Raw genomic sequence first — 22,062 nt, 5'->3', positions numbered from 1 at the left:
GACCGGGAAAGGCTCCACACCACATGCCAGTCACCGTCTCCCCCGCTGTCTTCGAGGGGTTCATCCGCGACATCTTCGAGGCCGTCGGCGTGTCCGCGGAGGACGCGGCCGCCGCCGCGCCGTCGTTCGTCTGGGCGAGCCTGCGCGGCGTCGACTCCCACGGCGTCTCGCGCGTGCCCCGCTACGTGGAGATGTTCGAGAAGGGCGTCGCGAACCCGACGCCGAACCTCACCGTCGACGACTCCGCGCCCGCGGTCTCGGTGATCGACGCCGACTTCGCACCGGGCCCCGTGGCCCTCACGCGAGCCGTCGAGATCGCCGTCGCCAAGGCGAAGACCCAGGGCGCCGCGGTCGTGTCGGTGCGCAACACCGTGCACACCGGTGCCATCGGCTACTACGTCTCCCTCGTCGCCGAGCAGGGGCTCGTGGGCGTCGGCATCGCCGCCGGGTCGCCGATGATGTCGTACGAGGGCGCCGTCGGCGCATCCGTCGCGACCAGCCCGCTCGCGATCGCCGTGCCGGGCACCGGTGCCAAGCCGCCGGTCGTGCTCGACATGGCGAGCTCGCTCATCGCGATGGGCAAGATCGCCCAGGCGAAGCGCACCGGCACGCCGCTGCCCGAGGGCTCCGCCACCACCGCGGACGGCACGCCCACGACCGATCCCGAGCTCGCCAAGGTGCCGACGCCGCTCGGCGGCGCCAAGGGATCCGGGCTGTCGCTCATGTTCGAGCTGCTGACGAGCGTGCTCGTCGCCGCGCCGATCCTCACGCCGTACCACGGCGGGCAGAAGAAGCACCGTCAGAACGCCACGCTCATCGTGCTCGACCCCGCCGCGTTCGGCGGCGCCGAGGCGTTCGCCGAGGGCGTCGACGCGACCGTCGACACGATCCACGACCTGCCGAAGGCAGACGGCGTCGAGCGCATCCTCGTCCCCGGCGAGCGGAGCGCGGCCACGGCCGCGGGCCGTTCGGCCGACGGCATCCCCGTCGGCGACAAGCTCTGGACCGAGCTCGTCGAGGTCGCCGGCTCGCTCGGCGTCACCGTGCCGGAGGTGGGCTGAAATGGCGCAGCGCTGGCAGCTGCCCGAGTACGGCGGCATCGACGCGCTCGAGTTCGTCCCGGCCGAGGTCGCGACCCCCGCGACCGGCGAGGTCGCCATTCGCCTGACCGCGGTGGGCGTGAACCCGTCGGACGCGAAGTCCCTCGCGGGCGGCTGGAACGCCGACCCGTCGAAGCTCCCGCTCCCGGTCGGCCAGGAAGCGGCAGGCGCGGTGGCGGCGATCGGGCCTGACACCGAGATCGCGACCGGACCGGTGTCGGTCGGCGACCGCGTCGTGGCGTTCAAGATCTCGGGCGCCTTCGCCGACGAGGTCACGGTCGCCGCGAAGGACGTGTTCGCCCTGCCCGACTCGGTCGACGACACCACCGCCGCGGGCCTGCTGCACGTCGGCGTCGTCGCCGCCGAGCTGCTCGAGCTCTCGGGCGCGAGCGCGGACGAGACCCTGCTCGTGCACGGCGCCTCCGGCTCGGTGGGCGTGCTCGTCGTGCAGCTCGCGCGCCGCGCCGGCGTGCGCGTGATCGGCACCGCGTCGGAGGCGAACCGCGACAAGGTCGCCTCGTTCGGCGCGGAGCCCGTGGTCTACGGCGACGGGCTCGCCGATCGCGTGACCGCCCTCGCCCCGGGCGGCGTCGACGCCGCGGTCGACGCGGCGGGCACGGCCGAGGCGCTCGAGGTCTCGCTCGCCCTGGTGGGCGACCCCGCCCGCATCGCGACCCTCGCACCCGGCAAGCCGGCGCAGGAGGCCGGCGTGCACATCTCCGCCGGCATGCGCCCCGAGTCCATCGCCCGACGCGGCCCCCTGCGCGCCGTGATCCTCGGGCTCGCCGCCGAGGGAGCGATCACGCTCCCGGTCGCGGCCACCTACCCGCTCGTCGAGGCCCAGGACGCGCTCCGGCTCGTCGCATCCGGCCATCCGGGCGGCAAGGTCGTGCTCACCCCCTGAGCGCACGACCCGCGCGGCCAGGTGCGCGCGTTCCCCTGAAACAGTCGTCCCCCGGCAGCCGCGAGGCTCCGGGGGACGACTGCGTGTTCGCTACGGTCAGCGGCCGCCCATCTGGTCTTCCGCGGTGAGGTGCTCGACGGTCTTGCCGGTGTCGGCGAAGGTGCGGGTGACGTAGGCACCCGGGTAGATCCAGAGGATGCGCATCGGCACGTCGCCCGTGTTCTGGTAGCGGTGGAACACGTCGGCGGGCACGTACGCGGTGTCGTCCTTCACGAGGTCGCGACGGATCAGCCCCTCCTCGGGGTCGTGCACCTCGACGAAGCCCTGCCCGTCGAGGATCAGCACCTGCTCGCCGCAGTTGTGCGAGTGCAGCGGCGCGCCCGCGCCCACCGGGTACACGCTGATGCCGGTCGTCACGTCGTTGTCGCCGCCGGCGGTGTCCTTCGTGATGAGCGGCCAGGTCCTGACCGCGCCGCCGCGGTCGAGCACCTCGATCTCGGAGAAGATGCGGATCGTGGTCATCGGGGTCCTCCTGGGTGGGGCTGTGGTGCGGGGTCGGTCTGGGCGTCGCGCAGCGCATCGGACACTGCGGCGAGGGTCGCCTCGTCGGCGAAGATCAGGGCGTCGCGGATGCTGCGGCCGGGCGTGTACAGGGCGTTCGCCCGCACCGCGTTCGCGAGGAACCGGTTCGGTCGTTCGGCCAACGTGGCGTGGAACGCGCGGTACGCCTCGGGTGCGTCGGCGAGGTCGGCCAGCGACCCGTCGAGGTCGACGGTCGGCGCGGCCTGGGCGGCATCCGTCTCGCACCACCACTCGTGGCTGCCCGAGCCGACCTCGTGCCGGGCGCCGTCGGGAAGTTCGACCACGGCAGTGGTGTTCGCAGGCACCTCGGCGAACACTCGCACGCGGTCGCCGATGCGCTCCCAGCCCGACGCGGCCGGTCCGTACGGCGTGAGGTGGCTGGCGTTCGCGTGCACCAGCCGGGTGAGGGGGTGCGGGGCGATGCGGATGCGACGGTAGCCCGGAGCGTCGGGCGCGAGCCCGGCCACCGCGGTGTGCAGCCAGTCGGCGACCGAGCCGAGGGCGACGTGGTTGAAGCTCACCATGGCGCCGGGGTTCAGCGTGCCGTCCTGGCGCAGGCCGTCCCACCGCTCCCACACCGTGGTCGCGCCGACGGTGACGGGGTACAGCCACGACGGCGCCTCGGTCTGGAACAGCAGGCGCTCGGCGGCGTCGACGTGCCCGGCCGCGGCGAGCGCCTGGGCGATGACCGACGTGCCGACGAGGCCGGTGGCGATGCGGTAGCCGTCGCGGCGCACGACGTGCGCGAGCCGGTCGCCGACGCGCCGGCGGAGCGCGGGGTCGTCGACGAGGTCGAAGGCGATCGCGAGCGCGTACGCGGTCTGGGTGTCGCACATCATGCGGCCCGACGGCGAGACGAACGCGTCGACGAACGCCCGGCGGGCAGCGGCAGCCGCGTCGGCGAACCGGGTCGCGTCGTCGATCTCGCCCAGCGCCGCCGCGATCTCGGCGGTGAGCTGCGCGGTGCGCGCGAGGTAGGCCGTCGCCACGATGTCGGTGTCGGTGCGGCCGCGCGACGGGGCGTTGGGCGGGGCGTTCGGGTCGAGCCAGTCGGCGAGCTGGCGGCCGCTCGTCCAGAGCCCCTCGTCGTCGCGCCGGCCGAGCACGAGGTCGAGCCAGGCGCGCATGCCCGGGTAGAACTCGGAGAGGATCGTCGGGTCGCCCGAGGCGTCGGCGAGCACGCGCGGCACGATCGTGATGGCGTCGCCCCACGCGGCGACTGGCCCGCGGTCGGAGAACCCGGGCACGACGTCGGGCGCGAACAGGGGCACGAGCCCGCCGAGGCGGCGCTGCTCGATCGCGAGGTCGCGCAGCCAGGAGCGCAGGAACGCATGGCAGTCGACGAGGAACGCCGCGGTGGGCGCGAACAGCTGGGTGTCGCCGGTCCAGCCGAGGCGCTCGTCGCGCTGCGGGCAGTCCTGCGGCACGGCGAGGTAGTTGCCGCGCACCGTCCAGACGACGTTCTCGTGGAACCGGTCGAGCGTGGCATCCGAGCTCTCGAACCACCCGGTGCGGCGCAGGTCGCTGCCGAGCACGACCGCCTCGACGGCCGTCTCGTCGAACTCGCCCGGCCAGCCGTCGAGGTCGGCATAGCGGAAGCCGTGGAACGTGAACCGCGGCTCGAAGACCTCCTCGCCGGTGCCGGCGAGCGTGAACGAGTCGGTCGCCTTCGCCCGTCGCAACGGGCGCAGCGCGAGCTCGCCGTCGTCGAGCACCTCGGCGTGGCGGGCGGTGATGGTCGTGCCCTCGGGGCCGGTGACGCGCAGGCGCAGGCGGCCGACGAGGTTCTGGCCGAAGTCGAGCAGGATGCGGCCGCTCGGCGTGCGCGTGACCGCGACGGGCGCGCGGGTCTCGATGCGTCGCACCGGCGGCGCCATGCGCGCCTCGACGCCGGCGAGCGAGTCGTCGGTCACGACCGCTGCGGGCCAGGCGGAGTCGTCGAAGCCCGGCAGGTCCCAGTCGGTGGGGAGGCGCCGCGCATCGACCTGCTCGCCGTCGTACAGGCTGCTCGACACGACCGGTCCGCGGCTCGCACGCCAGCGTTCGTCGGTCGCGATCACCTCGCGGCGCCCGTCGCGGTACTCGAGCTCGAGCTGCGCGGCGAAGCGCGGCTGGTCGCCGTGGAAGCGCTTCGGCGCGGTGAGCACGTGGTACTCCTCGGTGAACCAGCCGCCGCCGAGCATCGCGCCGAGGGCGTTGGCACCGGATCGAACGTCGCTCGTGACATCCGCCGTCTCGTGCACCACTCGATCGCGATAGCTCGTCCAGCCGGGGGTGAGCACCGCGTCGCCCACCTCGGCGCCGTTGAGGGCGACGTCCACCACACCGAGCGCGGTCCAATACAGCGTCGCGCGCACGAGCCTGCCGTCGACGACGAACTCCCGGCGCAGCAGCGACGGCTCGCCCGGCCGGGCGGGGTCGGGCAGCGCGATCGGCCGGGCCACCCAGGCGTCGGGGAAGGCCGCCCACACGTCGAGCGGGGCGCTCCAGTCGGTCACGGCGCCTGCCGTCGACGCCGCCCGCACCGACACCTCGGCGTGCTCGCCGGGGGCGAGCGGTGCGAAGGGCCAGTCGACCAGCACGCTGTCCCGACCGTCGATGCGGTGCACCTCGTCACCGCGGCGCAGCTCGGCCCACGCCTGGAGCCAGCCGGGGGTGCCGGCCGCGACCGTCCACGACAGGCGCGGCTCGGGGGCGGCGACGGCCGACGAGTCGGAGCGCAGCTCGGCGGTGAACGCGGAGATCAGGTGGGGCACCAGATCACGCTACGCGCGCGCACGGTTCGTGCGATGCACGCTGAGGTTGCCGCCCGCGCCCTCCCCGCGAGCGGTCGCGCCGCCTACGCTCGGCCCCATCACCAGCGCATCGACGCGCCCACGCGCCACCCAGGAGGACCCATGCGACTCGACGTCACGCCCTACGACGACATGACCGACCGGCAGCGCGAGCTCGCCGACCGCATCATCGCCAAGCGCGGCAAGATCGGCGGCCCGTTCAAGGTCTGGCTGCACAGCCCGGAGCTCTGCGACCGCACCGAGTCGCTCGGCGCGTTCGTGCGCTTCGACTGCAGCATGCCCGAGCGCATCCGCGAGTACAGCCTGCTCGTCGCCGCCCGCTACTTCGACGCCCAGTTCTCCTGGAACGCGCACGTCGACAAGGCCATCGAGACCGGCGTGCCGGCCGAGGCGATCGAGGCGCTCGCGAACTGGGGCGAGCCCGACTTCGGCGACGACGCCGAGCTGGCCGCGTTCCACGACTTCGCCGTCGAGCTGCTCACGACCCACTTCGTCTCCGACGCCACCTTCGCGCGCCTGAAGGAGCTGTTCACCGACCAGCAGCTCGTCGACGCTATCGGCCTGCTCGGCAACTTCACGATGCTGTCGATGTGCCTCAACACGTTCCAGGTCGACCTGCAGGCCGACCGCACCCCGCCGTTCCCCGACGTGCGCGGCTACGCGAAGGTCGCGCCCGCGGAGGCGTGACCCCGGTGCATCCGCCCGCCGTCGCTCAGGCGTCGGCGGGCTGCCTGCGGAACCAGTCCGTCATGAAGTCGAGGAACACCTTGACCCGCTCGGGCGTGCGACCGCCCGGGCCGTGCACGGCGTAGAGCGACCGCGCCGGCGGAGCGTGCTCGGGCAGCAGCTCGACGAGCGACCCCTCCTCGAGGCGCTGCACCGCGGGTCGCCGCGGGATGAGCGCGATGCCGCACCCCGCCTCGACGAGCTTCTCGATCACGAGGTACGAGTTCGCGACCACCGCCGGGTTCTGCACCTTGTGGTGGATGGTCTCCGAGCCGGAGCCCAGGCGCCAGACCGGGTCGTTCGGATGCAGGATGCAGTCGAATTCCGCGAGGTCGGCGACCGTCGCGGGCCGGCCCTTCCTCCGTACGTAGTCCTCCGACGCCACGAGCAGGAACGGCAGCTCGGAGACGCGGCGGATCAGCACGTTCGAGTCGCGCAGGTCGCGCGTGTGGAACGCCACGTCGTAGCCGCGGTCGAGGAAGTCGTAGTTGCGGTCGGACATGCCGCCCAGCTCGAACTTCACGTGGATCTTCGGATGCTCCCGCACGAACGCCGCGATCGCGGTGCCGAGGTCGAGCGTGCCGATCCACTTCGGGCAGATCACGGAGATCGGCCCCTCCGGGGCATCCTGCGAATGCGAGAGCTTGTGGTCCTCGTCGTCGATCTCGTCGAGGATGCGCTCGGCGAACTCGGCGTACTGCTGGCCGGCCTCGGTCAGGCTCACCGAGCGTGCCGTGCGGTTCACGAGACGGACGCCGACCTGCTTCTCGAGGTCGGCGACGTGGCGCGAGACGAGCGAGCCCGAGATGCTGAGCTCGCGCGCGGCGCCGCTGAAGCTCGACGACCGCGCGACGGTGACGAACGTGCGCATGACGACCAGGCGGTCCATGTGCTGCCTCCTCCACGCCGACGTGGACGGCGCCGGCACCGGTGACCAGCGTAGCCCGAGCATCCACGGGCGGTCGGTCGTGCACGGCCGCCGATGCGAGGATGGAGGCAGCCGCACGAGCTTGCACCATTAGCTTGCGGCTCTGGGTATATCTGGCATCGGCGCAGATACGTAGCGTGTGGGCACAGCACCACCGGTGAGCCCGACCAACCCGCAGGGCGCATCGCATGAACACGCTCGACCCGCGTGAGAACGGGTCACTACGCAAGGAGGCGTCAGAGCATCATGAAGTCCATCGCACTGAGGGCGGCGGTCCCGCTGGGAATCGCCGCACTCCTCCTCACCGGTTGCACGTCGACCGATGAGACCCCGGAAGAGACCGCAGCAGAGGCATCCGGCACACTGCGCCTGAACTTCGGCGCATTCCCCGAGACCTGGACCCCCGGGTACGAGTTCGAGGGCGGTCCCATGCGGATCGTCTACGAGAACCTCATCACCCGAGACGACGCGGGCGAGCTCGCCCCGGGTCTCGCGGAGAGCTGGGAGCTGAGCGACGACTCCACGTCGCTCACCCTGAACCTCCGCGAGGGCGTCGTCTTCCACGACGGGGAGCCGTTCGACTCGGAGGCTGTGGCGGTGAACATCGACACCGTCAAGAACACCCCCGGTCCGTTCGGTGCGCAGCTCGCGGTCATCGACTCGGTCGACACCCCCGACGAGAACACGGTCGTGCTGAACTTCGCGGGCCCGACCCCGTCGATGCCGGTGACGCTCTCGACGCGCGTGCTGCCCATCGGCAGCCCGGCCGCGATCGAGGACGGCAGCATCGCGACCGACCCGATCGGCACCGCACCCTGGGCGTACGACGCCGAGGGCTCCACCGCCGGCACCGTCATGAGCTTCACCCAGTTCGACGACTACTGGGGCGACGCCCCCGGGTTCGAGAACATCGAGCTCTACGCCATCCCCGACGACGAGGCCGCGGCCGCAGCCGTCGTGAACGGCGAGATCGACGTGACCGACACCGAGGAGGAGGTGCTCCCCCGTTACGACGGCACCACGGTCGAGACGTTCGAGTACCCCGCCATCCGCAACAACGTGATGTTCTTCGACCGTGGCCCCGGCGGCCTGTTCGAGGACGTCGAGGTGCGCCAGGCGATCTGCTACACGTTCGACGTGCAGCAGATGGTCGACGTGAACGGCGGCGAGGCTGCGACGCAGCACTTCCTCGAGGGCACGCAGGGCTACAACCCCGACATCACCGGGTACCCGACCGACGTCGACGAGGCGAACTCGCTCTGGAGCTCGGCCGGCAGCCCGACCATCGACGGTGAGATGATCGCCGCGCCGTTCACCACGACGCAGTCGACCATCTACATGGACCAGGCGAGCCAGCTCGAGGGCTTCGGCATCTCGGTCTCGACGGTTCCCCCGCCCGAGTGGTTCCAGGGCTGGAACAGCGGCACCTACCCGATCGGCCTGGGCTCGAACGACGAGCTCACCCCGTTCGAGTGGTACAGCGCATGGTTCGCAGCGGATGCCGGCGGCAACCCGTCCGGCGTCGAGAGCGACGAGCTGAAGTCGGCCGCCGACGCGGCCATCGCGGCCGGCGACTCCGAGGAAGCCGACGAGCTGTGGGCCGAGGTCACGAAGATCATCGCGGACGAGGCGCTCACCTGCGCTCACGCTCGCGGCTTCGAGGTCATCGCGTACAACTCCGACACCGTCACGAACGTGAACGCCCCGGCGTACCCGTTCGAGGCGAACAACCTCAACCTTCGTGAGATCACTCCCGCGGGCTGATTCGACACACGGATACCAGTGATACACATGCAGTACACGGCGAGGTGGGAGGACTGATGGGCAAGCTCATCTCCTTCCGCCTCGCCCTTGCGGTCCCCCAGCTCATCCTGGTCGCCCTGGTCGTGTTCCTCATGACCTACCTGGTGCCCGGAAGCCCCGCAGCGGCCATCCTCGGCACGTCGGCGAACCCCGAGCGGGTCGCCGCCGTCGAGGCGCAGCTCGGCCTCGACCAGCCGTTCTTCACCCGGCTGTTCACGTGGTTCGGCTCCGCCATCCAGGGCGACCTCGGCAACTCGTACGCCGTCGGCCGACCGGTCACCGACATGCTCCTCGAGCGCATGCCGGCGACGCTGTCGCTCGTCTTCGGCGGCCTCGTGGTCGCCGTGCTGATCGGGCTCACGCTCGGCCTGCTCGGCGGCACCCGACCCGGCTCGACCACCGACCGGGTGACGACGACCATCACCGCGATCACGGTCGCGATCCCCGAGTTCTGGCTCGGCATCATCCTGCTGCTCGTCTTCTCGGTGCAGCTCGGGTGGGTGCCGGTGCTCGCCTACACCCCGATCGAGGTCGATCCGCTCCGGTGGGCGCAGGGGCTCATCCTGCCGTCCATCGCGCTCGGCGTCGGCTCGGCCGCGCTCATCGCGCGCTCCATGCGCACGTCGATGGCGGAGACGCTCTCGGCGCGCTGGGTGGACACCCTCACCGCGACCGGCATGTCGCGCCGCCGCGTGATCTTCCGGTACGGCCTGAAGAACGCGCTCATCCCCGTGCTCGCCTCGACCGGCCTCACGGTGAGCATCCTGATCGGCGCGAGCTTCGTCGTCGGCCAGGTGTTCGCCTTCCCCGGCATCGGCGACCTCATGCTCCGCAGCGTCATCGGCAAGGACTTCCCGGTCGTGCAGGGCGGCGTGCTCATGATCGCGGTGATCGTGATCGCGGTGAACCTCGTCCTCGACATCTGCTACGGCCTGCTCAACCCGAAGGCGCGCCCCGAATGACCGACACCTACAGCATCAACCTCGCCCGCGCACCGAAGCCGGAGAAGGGGACGAAGTCCCCGTCGAGCGCGAAGCGCATCTTCGACCGCGTGCGTCGCCAGCCGCTGACCGTGACCGCGTTCTTCGTGATCGTGTTCCTCGCGCTGGTGGCGATCTTCGCCCCGCTGATCGCGCCGTACGACCCGAACCAGTCGGACTACTCGACCCTGCTGTCGGGCCCGACCTCGGCGCATTGGCTCGGCACCAACGACCTCGGCCAGGACGAGCTCAGCCGGCTGCTCTACGGCACCCGCGTGGCGCTCGTGGTCGCACTCGGCTCGGTGCTCATCGCCGCCATGCTCGGCGTGCCGATCGGCCTGCTGCTCGGCTACCGCGGCGGCTGGACCGATCGCCTGGGCTCGCGGCTCGTCGACGTGGCGCAGGCGCTCCCGGGCATCCTCGTGGCCCTCGCGGTCATCGCGATCCTCGGCCGCAGCCTCTGGACGCTGATGTTCGCCATCGGCCTCATCTTCACGATGGGCTTCGCGAGGCTGACCCGTGCGGTCACGCTGACCGAGCGCCACAAGCTCTACGTCGAGTCGGCGCACGTGGTCGGCATGAAGGAGCGCGTGATCATCTTCCGGCAGGTGCTGCCGAACCTGGTCGGCCCGATCATCATCCAGGCCGCCGTGTTCTTCGGCTCGGCGATCATGATCGAGTCGGGCCTCAGCTTCCTCGGCGTCGGCCTCGACCGCGACACCCCCACCTGGGGTGGCATGCTGAGCGGCGCGGTCGAGCACCAGGCGCAGCAGCCCTTCCTCGCGTTCGCTCCGGGCATCGCGATCATCATCACGGTGCTCGCGTTCAACCTCTTCGGCGATGGACTGAACGACGCCATCACGGGCGGCGTGCGCAAGTCGCCGCGCAAGAAGCTGACGACGGCCGAACTGCCCGGCATGAGCAACGCCCCGACCGCGTCGGCGGCCACGCTTCCCGGCCAGACCTACTCGATGGGGGCCCAGGATGCCGCGGCGGCCGCGCCCGACGCGACGAGCCCGTGGGACTCGCGCGCCGACGAGATCCGCACGCCAACCGGTGCGACCGAGACGCTCCCCGACCCGGTCGAGGGGGCGGTGCTCGACGTGCGCGGCCTGTCGGTCTCGCTCGAGCGCCCCGAGGGCGACGTCGTGCCGCTCGTCTCGGGTGCCAACCTGTCGATCGAGCCCGGCGAGATCGTGGGCCTGCTCGGCGAGTCCGGGTCGGGCAAGTCGATGTTCGCGAAGGCGGTCATGGGGCTGCTCCCGCCGCGGACGCGCCTGTCGGCCGGCTCCATCATGTTCGACGGTGACCAGATCGCGTTCCAGTCCCAGAAGGCGCTGCGCGCGGTGCGCGGCGCGGGCATCGGCGTGGTCTTCCAGGACCCGCTGTCGGCCCTCTCGCCCGTGCACACCGTGGGCAAGCAGCTCATCGAGCCGCTGCGCGAGCACAAGGGCATGTCGGTCGCCCAGGCGAAGGAGCGCGCGGTCGAGCTGCTCGACCGGGTGGGCGTGACCGAGGCGCGCAGCCGTCTCGACCACTACCCGCACCAGTTCTCGGGCGGCATGGCCCAGCGCGTCGCGATCGCGATGGCGCTGGCCGCCGACCCGAAGCTGCTCATCGCCGACGAGGCGACCTCGGCGCTCGACGTGACCACGCAGGCGCAGGTGCTCGACCTGATCCTCGACCTCCGCGACGAGTACGGCATGGGCGTGCTGCTCATCACGCACGACCTCGGCGTCGTCGCCGAGACGTGCGACCGGGCAGCCATCATGTACGCGGGCGAGATCGTCGAGGTCGGCACCACGACCGACCTGTTCCACGCGCCGCGTCACCCGTACACGTCGGCGCTGCTGGCCGCGAACCCCGCGTCCGACGCGCAGGTCGACCGTCTCCCGACGATCTCCGGCCGCGTGCCGCTCGCCGGTGAGTGGCCGGTCGGATGCCACTTCGCCAACCGCTGCGCGTTCGCGACCGAGGCGTGCACGTCGGCCCCCGTCCCCATCGTCGACCAGGTGCGCTGCGTGCGGGCCGACGAGCTGACCCTCGAGGCGGTGCCCCGATGACCACGACCACCCCGAACACCTCGGATGCGACCGAGGCGTCCCGCACGGACGAGCCCCTGCTCGTCGTGGAGGACCTCGCGGTCGAGTACGAGTCCGCCGGTGCGGTGCCGTGGCGCCGCAAGGTCTCGCGCGCGATCGACGGCGTGAGCTTCGAGATCCACCCGGGCGAGACGCTGGGCCTCGTCGGCGAGTCGGGCTCGGGCAAGAGCACGACCGGCCGCGCGATCCTGCGCCTGAACGACGCGGCCGCCGGGTCGATCCGGTTCCAGGGCACCGAGGTGACGACGCTGGGCCGCCGCACGCCGCTGTCGTACCGGCGCGACGTGCAGGCGATCTTCCAGGACCCGAACTCGTCGCTGAACCCGCGCCACGTGGTGGGGCGGTGCGTCGACGACACGCTGCGCACGCACGGCGTGACCGACCCCGGCGAGCGCCGCGCGCGCGCTGAGCAGGCGTTCGACCAGGTGGGCCTGTCGACCGACCACATGCACCGGTTCCCGGCCGAGCTGTCGGGGGCCAGCAGCAGCGCGTCGCGATCGCCCGCGCGCTCGTGCTCGAGCCGAAGCTGGTCGTCTGCGACGAGGCGGTGAGCGCGCTCGACCTCTCCACGCAGGGCCAGATCATCAACCTGCTGGCCGACCTGCAGGCGATCACGGGCGTGAGCTACCTGTTCATCGCGCACGACCTCGGCATCGTCCGTCACATCTCCGACCGCATCGCGGTCATGCAGCGCGGGCACCTCGTCGAGATCGGCGAGGCCGAGGAACTGTTCACGAATCCGCAGCACCCCTACACGCGCAAGCTCCTCGGAGCGAGCCCGGCGGCGAAGCCGGAGGGTCGCGAGGAGCGGCGGGCCAGGCGCGAGGCGTTCCGGCAGATCCACGAGGCCGAGACGCAGCTCGCCTGACTGCAGCGAGGGCGCCCGTGTCGAGTCGGCACGGGCGCCCTCGCGTCTGCACCGGTGGCCGGCCCGACGGGTGCGGCACACCGGCGCACCGGCATCCGATCAGCTCTGTGCCTGCCACCTGGGCAGGCCGCGCGCCTCGTAGAGGTCCTGCAGCTCCGCGAACGGGATGACCCCGTGCGCGTCGGCCCACTCCTGCCACTGCGCGGCGAGGGACTCCACGAGCTCCGGATGCTCCGCGGCGAGGTCGTGCAGCTCTGCGCGGTCGACCTCGAGGTCGTAGAGCTCCCACGGCGCGCCGAACTCGCGGGCGAGCTTGTACCGGCCGACGCGGATCGCGGCGTTGCCGACGTGCTCCCAGTAGAGGGGGCGGTCGGATGCCTCGCCGCCGCGCAGCACGTCGAGCACGTCCGTGCCCGCGATGCCGGAGGGGGCATCCGTGCCCGTCGCCGCCGCGATCGTCGGCAGCAGGTCGGTCACGTGGGCGGGCGCGTGCACGAGTGAGCCCTGCGGGATGCCGCCCGCCGGCCAGGACGCGATGAGCGGGGCCGCGATGCCGCCCTCGTGCACCCACTTCTTGTAGCGGCGGAAGGGCGTGTTCGACAGGTTCGCCCAAGGGCGGCCGTAGCTCGTGAAGGTGTCCTCGCGGCCGGGCTCGATCGACGGGTCGTTGCCGATCGCGACGTCGCGGCCGTCGCGCGTGGTCGCGGGCGTGACGTGCGGCGAGAGGAAGCGCCCGACGCGGAGCTCCTCGGCCTCGGCCCCGTTGTCGGAGAGGAAGAGCACGAGCGTGTCGTCGAGCCGGCCGCGCGCCTCGAGGTCGTCGAGGAGGCGCCCGACCCCGCGATCGAGCGCGGTGACCTGTGCGGCGAAGACCTCCATGCGGCGCTGCTGCCAGTCGCGGTCGGCGGCGTCCTCCCACGCCGGCTCTTCGGGGTCGCGCGGCGACGCGGGGAACGGGGCGGGGAACAGCCCGAGCTCGGCCTGGCGGCGCTCGCGGGCCTCGCGCGCGGCATCCCACCCCTCGGCATAGCGGCCCCGGTGCGGCGCGATGTCGTCCTCGCGCGCCTGCAGCGGCCAGTGCGGTGCGGTGTACGCGAGGTACAGGAAGTACGGGCGCTCTTCGCGCGCGGCCCGGTCGACGACCTCCAGCGCGTGGTCGGTGAGCGCGTCGGTGAGGTGGAAGGCGTCGTCGGCCGGAACGTCGACGGGCTCCTCGCCGCGGTAGAACGCCTTCGGGTTGAAGTAGCTGGTGCCGCCGCCCATGATGCCGAAGAAGTCCTCGAAGCCGCGCCGGGTCGGCCAGGTCTCGTTCGGCTCGCGCACGTCTGCCGAGAGGTGCCACTTGCCGGTGAGGCTCGTCAGGTAGCCGGCGTCGGCGAGCAGTCCGGCGACGGTCGGCACCTCCGGGTCGAGCGACCCGCGGTAGCCGACCGTGCGCGTGAGCACGCCGATGCCGACCTCGTGCGAGTGGCGGCCGGTGAGCAGGGAGGCGCGCGTGGGGCTGCACCGCGGCGTCGTGGTGAAGCTCGACAGGCGCGCGCCCCGCGCCGCGAGTCGGTCGAGGTTCGGCGTCGGGATCTCGCCGCCGTACGACGCGAGGTCGGAGAACCCGAGGTCGTCGGCGAGGATCACGATCACGTCGGGGCGGGGCGTTGGTGCGGGCACAGCTCTCCTTCGGGCGTTGCAGTCCGTCCCAGTCTCGGGCCTGCAGCCGTGCACGAGTCGCAAGCAATGCCGACGCCGGTCGCGCACGCTCCCCTTGCCGAGGTCGGCGGGGCGACATACGATTATGAATCGATAACCACTTCGGCGAGGAGGCCACATGGACGACACCGACGTCGACGCGACGTTCGTCGAACTCGCGGCGGTCGCCAACGACATCGTCCGCGAGATGCGCGTGCGCAGTGCGGCGACCGGCACGGATGCCCCGCTCACGCAGAACCTCAGCCACATCATGAGTTGCGTGCACGGCGCGCCCGGCAGCACCCCCTCGCAGATCGCCACCCGCACCGGGCTCCAGCGGGCGAACGTCAGCACCGCACTCAAGGAACTGCGCGAGCGCGGCTTCGTGGAGTCGGTGCCCGACGAGCACGACCGCCGCGTCGTGCGCATCTTCTCGACCCGGGCCGCGGACGACACCCTCGCCTCGCTCCGCTCGGGCTGGGCCGCCGTGCTCGCCGATGCCTGGGACGGCGACCCCGACGCGCTCGCCCGCGCGACCCGCACCCTCACGGCCCTCCGCGACCGCCTCACCGCGGTGGCCGACGCCGACCTCTCGCTCCCCACCCGCTGAAAGGGCCCACTGCAATGGCGATCGAGCGCATCGAGTCCGTCACGTACGGCGTCGACGACATCGACGAGTGCGTGCGCTTCTTCAGCGACTTCGGCCTGACGCTGCGCGAGCACGCGCCCGAGCGCGCCGTGCTCACGACGCAGGTCGGGCAGACCGTGGTGCTGCGGCCCATCGGCGACCCCGGCCTGCCCGCCTCGGTCGAGCCGGGCAACCCGGGCATCCGCGAGGTGGTCTGGGGCGTCGACTCGCAGGAGGCGCTCGACGCGCTCGTCGAGGGCCTCCGCTCCGACCGCGAGGTTTCGGTCGACGCCGACGGCGTGGCCCACACGGTCGACGAGACCGGCTACGGCGTCGGGCTCGCCGTCACCGAGCCGGAGCACCTCGACTTCGACGTGCGCAGGTACAACAGCCGCGGTCGCGTGGAGCGCTGGAACGAGTCCCACCAGGCGATCCCGCAGATCCGCCCGATCCGCATCTGCCACGTGGCGCTCAACATCCCGAAGGAGGGGCGCTGGGAGGCGATGCACTTCTACACCGACCGCCTCAACTTCCGCGCCACCGACATCGTGAAGCCCATGGGCGTCTTCATGCAGATCGAGGGCGACGACGACCAGCACAACTTCCTGCTCTGCCACCGCCCCGACCGGGCCGGCACGAACCACACGTCGTACGAGGTCTCGGGCTTCGACGACGTGATCGAGGGCGGCAACCACATGATCGAGAAGGGCTGGCGCGAGGCCCGCCGCCTCGGTCGCCACACCGTCGGCTCGAACGTCTTCCGCTTCGTGCACTGCCCCGCCGGCGGCCGCGTCGAGTACGCCGCCGACATGGATCGGGTCGACGACAGCTACGGCCCCAACGTGCACGAGACCACCCCGCCGCACCACATCTGGGTGCTCGAGACCAACCGCGACGCCGAGCGCGGCACCTTCCCCGGCCGGGAGGGCGTCCACGAGCCCTCCGCACCCGAACCCGCCACCCCGCGAGGAGACCGATCATGACGCTCATCGAACCCACCACCCGCAGCCACGCCGCCGAGGTCTACTCGACCGCCCGGCTCGGGCTCTACATCGACGGCGAGTGGCGCGAGGGCGCCGCCGGTCGCGGCTTCGACGTGCTGAACCCCGCGACCGACGAGGTCGTCGGGCACGTCGCACGCGCCGAGGCGAGCGACATCGACGACGCGCTGGCCGCCGCCGAGCGGGCCTTCCCGCTCTGGCGCGACACCTCGCCGTTCGAGAAGAGCCGCATCCTCATGAGGGCCGTGACGCTGCTGCGCGAGCGCGCCGAGCGCATCGGCGAGCTCATGGCCATCGAGCAGGGCAAGCCGCTCGAGGCCGCCGTCACCGAGGTGCGCCGCGTCTCGGGCACGCTCGAGTGGTGCGCGCAGGAGACGCGCCGCATCTACGGCCGCGTGATCCCCGCCGACGTCGACACCGACCTGACCGTGCGCTACGAGCCTGTGGGCGTCGTCGGCGCGATCGTGCCGTGGAACTTCCCGGCCGGCTCGCCCATGCGCAAGATGTCGGCCGCCATCGCCGCCGGCTGCGCCCTGGTCATCAAGGCCTCGCAGGAGGTGCCCGCGACCGCGTGCGCCCTGGCCGAGGTCTTCCACGACGCCGGGCTCCCCAAGGGCGTGCTCAACCTCGTCTTCGGCCGCGGCGCCGAGACCGCGGAGCGCCTCATCGACGCCCCGCAGACGCGACTCATCGCGTTCACGGGCTCGGTGCCCGTCGGCAAGGAGCTCAACGCACGCGCGGGCGCCCTCATGAAGCCGACCATCATGGAACTCGGCGGCCACGCCCCCGTGATCATCGCGGCCGACGCCGACCCGATCCAGGCCGCACGCCGCACGTCGGCAGCGAAGTGGGCCAACGCGGGGCAGGTCTGCACCTCCCCCAGCCGCATCTTCGTGCACGAGTCGATCGCCGAGGCGTTCATCGCCGAGATGGTGCGCGTCGCGTCCGAGCTCGTGGTCGGCGACCCGCTCGACCCCGAGACCACGATGGGCTCGCTCATCAACGCCAAGCGCGTCGAGTCGACCGACCACCTCGTCAAGGACGCCGTCGCGCACGGCGCGACGGTCGCCTTCGGCGGCACCCGCCTCGGCGAGCGCGGCCAGTTCTACGCACCCACGGTGCTGACGAACGTGCCGCTCGACGCCGAGGTCATGAGCGAGGAGCCGTTCGGCCCCATCGCCCCGATCACGACGTTCACCGACGTCGACGAAGCGATCCGCATCGCGAACTCGCTGCCGTTCGGCCTCGCCGCGTACGGCTTCACCGAGTCGGCGTCGACCGCGGACATCCTCGCGCGCGGGTTCGAGGCCGGCATCCTCTCCATCAACCACTGCGGCGGCTCGGTCACCGAGGCGCCGTCGGGCGGGTTCAAGGAGAGCGGCATCGGCCGCGAGTCGGGCCCCGAGGGCGTGCAGGCGTACCTCCAGACCAAGCGCGTCAGCCACAAGCTGCGCTGAGCGGGAGGTCGACGAACACATGCGGTACGCACGGTGCGCGATCGACGAGCGCGAGACCTTCGCGCTCGTCGAGGGTGACGAGGTCGTCGAGATCTCGGATGCCCCGTGGCGCACGCACGTGCGCGGAGCGCAGCATCCGCTCGCTTCGGTTCGCCTGCTGCCGCCCGTGGTGCCGCCGACCTTCTACGCCGCCGGGTTCAACTACCGGGCGCACAACCGGCACCACGCCGACCTCGGCTACGACCCCGTGCAGGTGGGCGACCGCCCGCAGGTCGGGTACCGGGCGCAGAGCGCGCTCGTCGCACACGGCGACGCGATCGTGAAGCACGTCGGCATCGAGGGGCGGTTCGAGACCGAGGCCGAGGTGGTCGCGGTCATCGGGCGCACCCTGACCCGGGCGACGCGCGCCCAGGCCGAGGACGCGATCTTCGGCTGGACGATCGGCAACGACGTCAGCGCACGCGAGTGGCAGCACGCCGACCGCACCTTCTACCGGGCCAAGAACTCCGACACGTTCAAGCCCATGGGGCCGTGGATCGAGACCCACGTCGACCCGCTCGGCTCGACCACGACCGTGCGCCGCAACGGATCGGTCGAGGCGTCGTTCGCGACCGGCGACATGATCTTCGACCCGTACGACTTCATCGTCGAGATGACGAAGACGATCACCCTCCACCCCGGCGACGTGCTGTGGATGGGGGCGGACGGCAACACGCAGATGTCCGTGGGCGATGTCATCGACATCGAGATCTCCGGCATCGGCACCCTCACCAACACCGTCGTCGGCGCACCCGGCGACACCACCCACCAGGAAGGACTCGCATCATGAGCATCACCGACACCGCTCCGAAGCACGTCGAGAAGGGCTTCCAGCTCCCCGAGCCGAAGTTCGACGACCAGGGCCGCAGCATCGAGCCCAAGTACATCCACCACGTGAACTTCCCCACGACCAACGTCGACCGCACGGTCGAGTGGTACTCCAAGGTCTTCGGCCTGAAGCGCGTCATGCCGAAGTCCAACACCCGTGTCGTCCTCATGACCAAGGGCCGGTTCGACCTGCACTTCACGCCGGTCGAGGAGATGGACCGCATGGCGCCGTACCACTTCGCGGTCGAGGTCGAGGACTGGGAGGGCTTCCTGGGCCACCTCGACAACCTCGGCATCCGCCACACGCGCGAGGTCGAGCGGCCCGAGAACCAGTCGAAGTTCTGCTACATCCACGACCCCGACCACACGATGATCGAGCTCGTCTTCCACGGCAAGCGCCCCGCGTAGAGCCGGCCCGACCCACCACACCCGACACGGGTGCGCCCACGCGCGCCCGCAGCACAGCAAGGACGCTCATGCCCAGAGTCGACAACGACGGCACATCCATCTACTACCAGGTGCACGGCGAGGGTTCGCCGATCGTGTTCGTGCACGGTTCCGGCGGACACCACGCGGCGTGGTGGCAGCAGGTCGTCGCCCTGCGCGACGCGCACACGGTCGTGACCCTCGACCTGCGGGGGTTCGGGAACTCCGACTCCGACGAGACCTACGACAGCCTGAACTTCCCGGGCGACATCGTCGCCGTGCTCGAGGACGCCGACCTCACCGACGCGGTGCTCGTGGGCCAGTCGATCGGCGCGGCGGCCGCGCTGAAGGCGGCGCTGCGCGTGCCCCAGCGCATCCGGGGCGTCATCCTCGCCCACTCGCTCGGCGGCATCGACGCACCCGAGGTGACGCCGCTCGTGCAGGCCGACCGTGCCGAGGCCGAGAAGCTGCCGGTCATCGACCGGCTGCTCACGAAGGCGTTCCGCGCGGAGCAGCCGGCGAAGACGTTCCTGTTCACGCAGCAGGGCACCTTCAACACGGCCCGCATGCAGGACCTGCGCAACCTCGCCACCGACGGTCCGACCCCCGCCGACATCGCGGCCTCGGGCCTGTCGGTCGCGTTCCTCGCCGGCGAGAAGGACGCCGTCATCAGCCCCGCGACGGTGACCGCGGCGCACGAGCTCGTGCCCGGGTCGCTGCTCGAGGTCGTGCCGGGCGCGCCGCACTCCATGTACTGGGAGGCGCCCGAGAAGTTCAACACCGCAGTGAAGCAGCTCGTCGACGCGCTCGCGCGTCAGAAGGAGGAGGTGGCCTGATGGCCAACGTCATGCAGGAGGGCGCCGAGGCGATCATGGAGATCGCCGAGCGGGAGGCCCTGCGCCTGGGCAAGGGACTCTCGATCGCGGTCGTCGACTCGGGCGGGTTCATCGTGAGCATCCGCCGCTTCGACGGCGCCCGCCCGATGACCCCGATGATCGCGCTGTCGAAGGCGTACACGTCGGCCGTCATGCAGCGCCCGAGCGCCATGCTGAAGCCCTGGTCGAACTCCGACCCGGCGTTCTTCAGCCAGGTCTCCACGATGGGCCACTTCCCCATCGTCGCGACCGGCGGCGGCGTCACCCTCAAGCGCGACGGCGAGTTCATCGGCGGCGTGGGCGTCTCGGGCGGCACGCCGCAGGAGGACGAGCAGCTCGCGCAGGCCATCCTGACCGAGCTCGGATACGACACCGACTTCGCCGAGTGGGCGGGCGCGAAGAAGCCCGCCGCCGGCACCGACTGAGAGAGGCGCCGACGATGGCGAACTACTACACGTACCGGATCGACAACCACGGCGACGACATCCGCCCGAACGACCTGCAGCTGGCCCGCAAGGCGGCGCGGGCGGGCGAGATCACCGCCGACGAGCTGCGTCAGGCGGAGGACGAGGCGATCATCGCCTGGGTGAAGGCCCAGCGCCACCTCACCCTCTCGTGCCTCACCGACGGCGGGTTCCGCAACGGCGACTACCGCAGCCCCGTGCTGCACTCGGTGGCCGGCTTCACGCGCGACCCCGACCGCATGGGCCCGGGCGGGTTCGGCACCTGGGTGGTCGAGGCACCGCTCAAGCTGAAGAAGCCGATCGCGAGCGACGACGCCACGTTCCTGCTCGAGCAGACCGGATTCCCGGCGAAGGTGAAGCTCCCCTCGGCCGCGCACCTCGCGGCCCAGTGCTACGACGAGCAGAAGACCGTGCGCGCCTACCCGGGTGCCGCGGCCCTCGGCGACGCGATCGCCGAGCTGTTGCACGACGAGATCGAGCACCTGTTCGAGATCGGCGTGAAGTTCGTGCAGCTCGACAACCCCGACTACTCCGCATACCTGGTGGGCGGCGGCAGCCCGCTCCTCACCTTCGACGAGGCCGTGAGCATCGACCAGGCGGTCGTGGCGGGCCTCGAGCGCGAGGAGGACCAGAAGGTCGGCCTCACCGTCGGCTGGGGCGACGACCTCGACGGCACGGTCGACGTCGACCGCGTGCAGCGCCTGTTCGGCACCGACTACGACAAGTTCACGGTGCCGTTCCACAACGAGGCAGCGGTCGCGCAGGACCTGCCCCGGCACATGCCCGAGGGCAAGCAGGTCGGCATCGGCGTCGTCGACGCGACGGTCGCCGAGCTCGAGGACGTCGACACGGTCGTGCGCCGCATCGAGGACGTCGTCGAGGTGCACGACTACGATCGCATCGGGCTGCTTCCGCAGAAGGGCTTCCAGCAGGCGCACTACCTGCCGGCCGCGCTCACCATCGAGCAGCAGCGCAAGAAGCTCGAGCACGTCGAGACCTTCGCCACGATGATCTGGGGGAACGAAGCATGAGCACAGCGGTCACGGTCGTCGCACGGCTGCACCCCGCTCCCGAGTCGATCGAGCAGGCGTCGGCCGCGGTGCGGGCGGCACTCGCCGGCATCCGGGCAGAAGACGGATGCCTCCAGTACGACCCGCACCTCGCCGACGACGGCTCGTTCCTCATCGTCGAGCGCTGGGCCTCGCGCGAGGCGCTGGACGCGCACAGCACCGGAGCGCCCGTGCAGGTCCTCCGCGACGGCCTCGACGGCCTCACGACCGCTCCCGCCGAGGTCACCGTCGCCGTCGCCCTCTGACGAGCACCGCACACCCGCCGAGTGTGCTCGAACTGACACCAGCCCGCCCGGTTTCGACCGGGCGGGCCGTCGTTTCGGGCACACTCGGCGTCGCTCTCCCGATGGGAACGGTCAGGGGGTGAGGATGGCGAGCACCTCGTTGGCCCAGGCGACGCCGAGGGGGCCCGGGTCCTCGCGGGAGAGCTCGTCGTGCGCACCGAACGGACCGACGCGTTCGGCGCCGAGGCCGGCGAGCAGCTCGTCGAACTGCTTCGCCCCGCGGTTGTAGCGCTCGCCGTACGAGGAGTCGCCGAGGCCGAACATCGCGTAGCGCACGCCCGTGAGGTCGGGCTGGAGGTCGAGCAGGTCGTCGTGCAGGAACTGCGCGAACCCGGGCAGCTCGCCGCCGCCGTGCGTCGCGCACGCGATGAGGTACAGCGTGTCGCGGGCGAAGACGTCGGTGCCGGCATCCGCCATGTTCACCGCCTCGACCTCGTGGTCGCCCAGTGCGGCACGGATCGCGAACGCGACCTCCTCGGCGTGGCCCGACTCGGTTCCGAACAGCGCGGTGATCTTCAT

Annotated in this window: 21 protein-coding genes and 1 pseudogene; 17 read left to right on the top strand and 5 right to left on the bottom strand. The window is 71.5% G+C overall.

The features are described from left to right. Window positions 1-23 precede the first annotated feature (23 nt). The gene (locus QUE38_RS08760; RefSeq protein ID WP_286307451.1) at window positions 24-1,061 is read left to right on the top strand and encodes an Ldh family oxidoreductase; all 1,038 of its coding nucleotides are present in this window, start codon (window positions 24-26) and stop codon (window positions 1,059-1,061) included. Window position 1,062: 1 nt separating this feature from the next. Beyond that, window positions 1,063-2,004, top strand: coding sequence for an NADP-dependent oxidoreductase (locus QUE38_RS08755; protein WP_286307449.1), 942 nt, complete (start codon window positions 1,063-1,065; stop codon window positions 2,002-2,004). 96 nt (window positions 2,005-2,100) lie between these two features. On the opposite strand, the gene QUE38_RS08750 is transcribed toward QUE38_RS08755, so the two are convergent. Then, entirely contained in the window at window positions 2,101-2,526 is a 426-nt protein-coding gene (locus QUE38_RS08750; protein WP_286307447.1) for a cupin domain-containing protein, read from the bottom strand. Then, entirely contained in the window at window positions 2,523-5,342 is a 2,820-nt protein-coding gene (locus QUE38_RS08745; RefSeq protein WP_286307444.1) for a glycoside hydrolase family 78 protein, read from the bottom strand. Before QUE38_RS08745 ends, QUE38_RS08750 begins: the two co-directional genes overlap by 4 nt. A gap of 141 nt (window positions 5,343-5,483) precedes the next feature. Between QUE38_RS08745 and QUE38_RS08740 the strand changes: the two genes are divergently transcribed. Then, a complete protein-coding gene (locus tag QUE38_RS08740; protein WP_286307442.1) occupies window positions 5,484-6,068 on the top strand; it encodes a carboxymuconolactone decarboxylase family protein in 585 nt (194 codons plus the stop codon). A 25-nt stretch (window positions 6,069-6,093) separates the two neighbouring features. On the opposite strand, the gene QUE38_RS08735 is transcribed toward QUE38_RS08740, so the two are convergent. Next, a complete protein-coding gene (locus QUE38_RS08735; RefSeq protein ID WP_286307440.1) occupies window positions 6,094-6,996 on the bottom strand; it encodes a LysR family transcriptional regulator in 903 nt (300 codons plus the stop codon). A 285-nt stretch (window positions 6,997-7,281) separates the two neighbouring features. On the opposite strand from QUE38_RS08735, the gene QUE38_RS08730 reads away from it, so the two are divergent. The 5 genes and pseudogenes from QUE38_RS08730 (at window position 7,282) to QUE38_RS17580 (ending at window position 12,788) form a co-directional block, all read left to right on the top strand. Next, a complete protein-coding gene (locus tag QUE38_RS08730; protein WP_286307438.1) occupies window positions 7,282-8,799 on the top strand; it encodes an ABC transporter substrate-binding protein in 1,518 nt (505 codons plus the stop codon). 56 nt (window positions 8,800-8,855) lie between these two features. Beyond that, the gene (locus tag QUE38_RS08725; protein ID WP_286307436.1) at window positions 8,856-9,800 is read left to right on the top strand and encodes an ABC transporter permease; all 945 of its coding nucleotides are present in this window, start codon (window positions 8,856-8,858) and stop codon (window positions 9,798-9,800) included. Next, the gene (locus QUE38_RS08720; protein WP_286307433.1) at window positions 9,797-11,881 is read left to right on the top strand and encodes a dipeptide/oligopeptide/nickel ABC transporter permease/ATP-binding protein; all 2,085 of its coding nucleotides are present in this window, start codon (window positions 9,797-9,799) and stop codon (window positions 11,879-11,881) included. Before QUE38_RS08725 ends, QUE38_RS08720 begins: the two co-directional genes overlap by 4 nt. Next, a pseudogene (locus QUE38_RS17585) lies at window positions 11,878-12,410 on the top strand (ATP-binding cassette domain-containing protein); the annotation flags it as partial. The gene QUE38_RS08720 and the pseudogene QUE38_RS17585, both read left to right, overlap by 4 nt. Window positions 12,411-12,431: 21 nt before the next feature. Then, a complete protein-coding gene (locus QUE38_RS17580; protein WP_350227641.1) occupies window positions 12,432-12,788 on the top strand; it encodes an ABC transporter ATP-binding protein in 357 nt (118 codons plus the stop codon). 99 nt (window positions 12,789-12,887) lie between these two features. Here QUE38_RS17580 and QUE38_RS08710 read toward each other — a convergent pair whose 3' ends face one another. After that, window positions 12,888-14,453, bottom strand: a complete 1,566-nt coding sequence (locus QUE38_RS08710) for an arylsulfatase (protein ID WP_286307431.1) — start codon at window positions 14,451-14,453, stop codon at window positions 12,888-12,890. A 157-nt stretch (window positions 14,454-14,610) separates the two neighbouring features. Between QUE38_RS08710 and QUE38_RS08705 the strand changes: the two genes are divergently transcribed. From QUE38_RS08705 to QUE38_RS08665, 9 genes are all read left to right on the top strand, one after another. After that, window positions 14,611-15,081 carry a MarR family winged helix-turn-helix transcriptional regulator gene (locus QUE38_RS08705; RefSeq protein WP_286307429.1) on the top strand — a complete coding sequence of 157 codons (471 nt, stop codon included), beginning with the start codon at window positions 14,611-14,613 and terminating at the stop codon, window positions 15,079-15,081. Between the two features lie 14 nt (window positions 15,082-15,095). Then, window positions 15,096-16,082 (top strand): VOC family protein, encoded by a 987-nt coding sequence (locus tag QUE38_RS08700; RefSeq protein ID WP_286307427.1) that lies wholly within the window; start codon window positions 15,096-15,098, stop codon window positions 16,080-16,082. Next, complete coding sequence (locus QUE38_RS08695; RefSeq protein ID WP_286307425.1) at window positions 16,079-17,557, top strand: NAD-dependent succinate-semialdehyde dehydrogenase; 1,479 nt, start codon at window positions 16,079-16,081, stop codon at window positions 17,555-17,557. The genes QUE38_RS08700 and QUE38_RS08695 overlap by 4 nt, the downstream gene beginning before the upstream one ends. Before the next feature lie 19 nt (window positions 17,558-17,576). Beyond that, complete coding sequence (locus QUE38_RS08690) at window positions 17,577-18,386, top strand: fumarylacetoacetate hydrolase family protein (protein ID WP_286307423.1); 810 nt, start codon at window positions 17,577-17,579, stop codon at window positions 18,384-18,386. Beyond that, window positions 18,383-18,832, top strand: coding sequence for a VOC family protein (locus tag QUE38_RS08685; RefSeq protein ID WP_286307421.1), 450 nt, complete (start codon window positions 18,383-18,385; stop codon window positions 18,830-18,832). The genes QUE38_RS08690 and QUE38_RS08685 overlap by 4 nt, the downstream gene beginning before the upstream one ends. Before the next feature lie 68 nt (window positions 18,833-18,900). Further along, window positions 18,901-19,686 carry an alpha/beta fold hydrolase gene (locus tag QUE38_RS08680; protein WP_286307418.1) on the top strand — a complete coding sequence of 262 codons (786 nt, stop codon included), beginning with the start codon at window positions 18,901-18,903 and terminating at the stop codon, window positions 19,684-19,686. Then, a complete protein-coding gene (locus QUE38_RS08675) occupies window positions 19,686-20,150 on the top strand; it encodes a GlcG/HbpS family heme-binding protein (RefSeq protein WP_286307415.1) in 465 nt (154 codons plus the stop codon). Before QUE38_RS08680 ends, QUE38_RS08675 begins: the two co-directional genes overlap by 1 nt. A 14-nt stretch (window positions 20,151-20,164) precedes the next feature. Next, window positions 20,165-21,220: a uroporphyrinogen decarboxylase/cobalamine-independent methonine synthase family protein gene (locus QUE38_RS08670; RefSeq protein WP_286307413.1), complete on the top strand. Its 1,056-nt coding sequence runs from the start codon at window positions 20,165-20,167 to the stop codon at window positions 21,218-21,220. Beyond that, window positions 21,217-21,504, top strand: coding sequence for a putative quinol monooxygenase (locus QUE38_RS08665; protein WP_286307410.1), 288 nt, complete (start codon window positions 21,217-21,219; stop codon window positions 21,502-21,504). Before QUE38_RS08670 ends, QUE38_RS08665 begins: the two co-directional genes overlap by 4 nt. A gap of 111 nt (window positions 21,505-21,615) precedes the next feature. Here QUE38_RS08665 and QUE38_RS08660 read toward each other — a convergent pair whose 3' ends face one another. Continuing rightward, on the bottom strand, window positions 21,616-22,062 hold the full coding sequence (locus QUE38_RS08660) for a flavodoxin family protein (RefSeq protein WP_286307408.1): 447 nt from the start codon (window positions 22,060-22,062) through the stop codon (window positions 21,616-21,618).

Origin of the sequence: Agromyces mangrovi, from assembly GCF_030296695.1 — a bacterium.
Lineage (GTDB): Bacteria > Actinomycetota > Actinomycetes > Actinomycetales > Microbacteriaceae > Agromyces > Agromyces mangrovi.
This window is presented reverse-complemented; position numbering and strand designations above follow the sequence as displayed.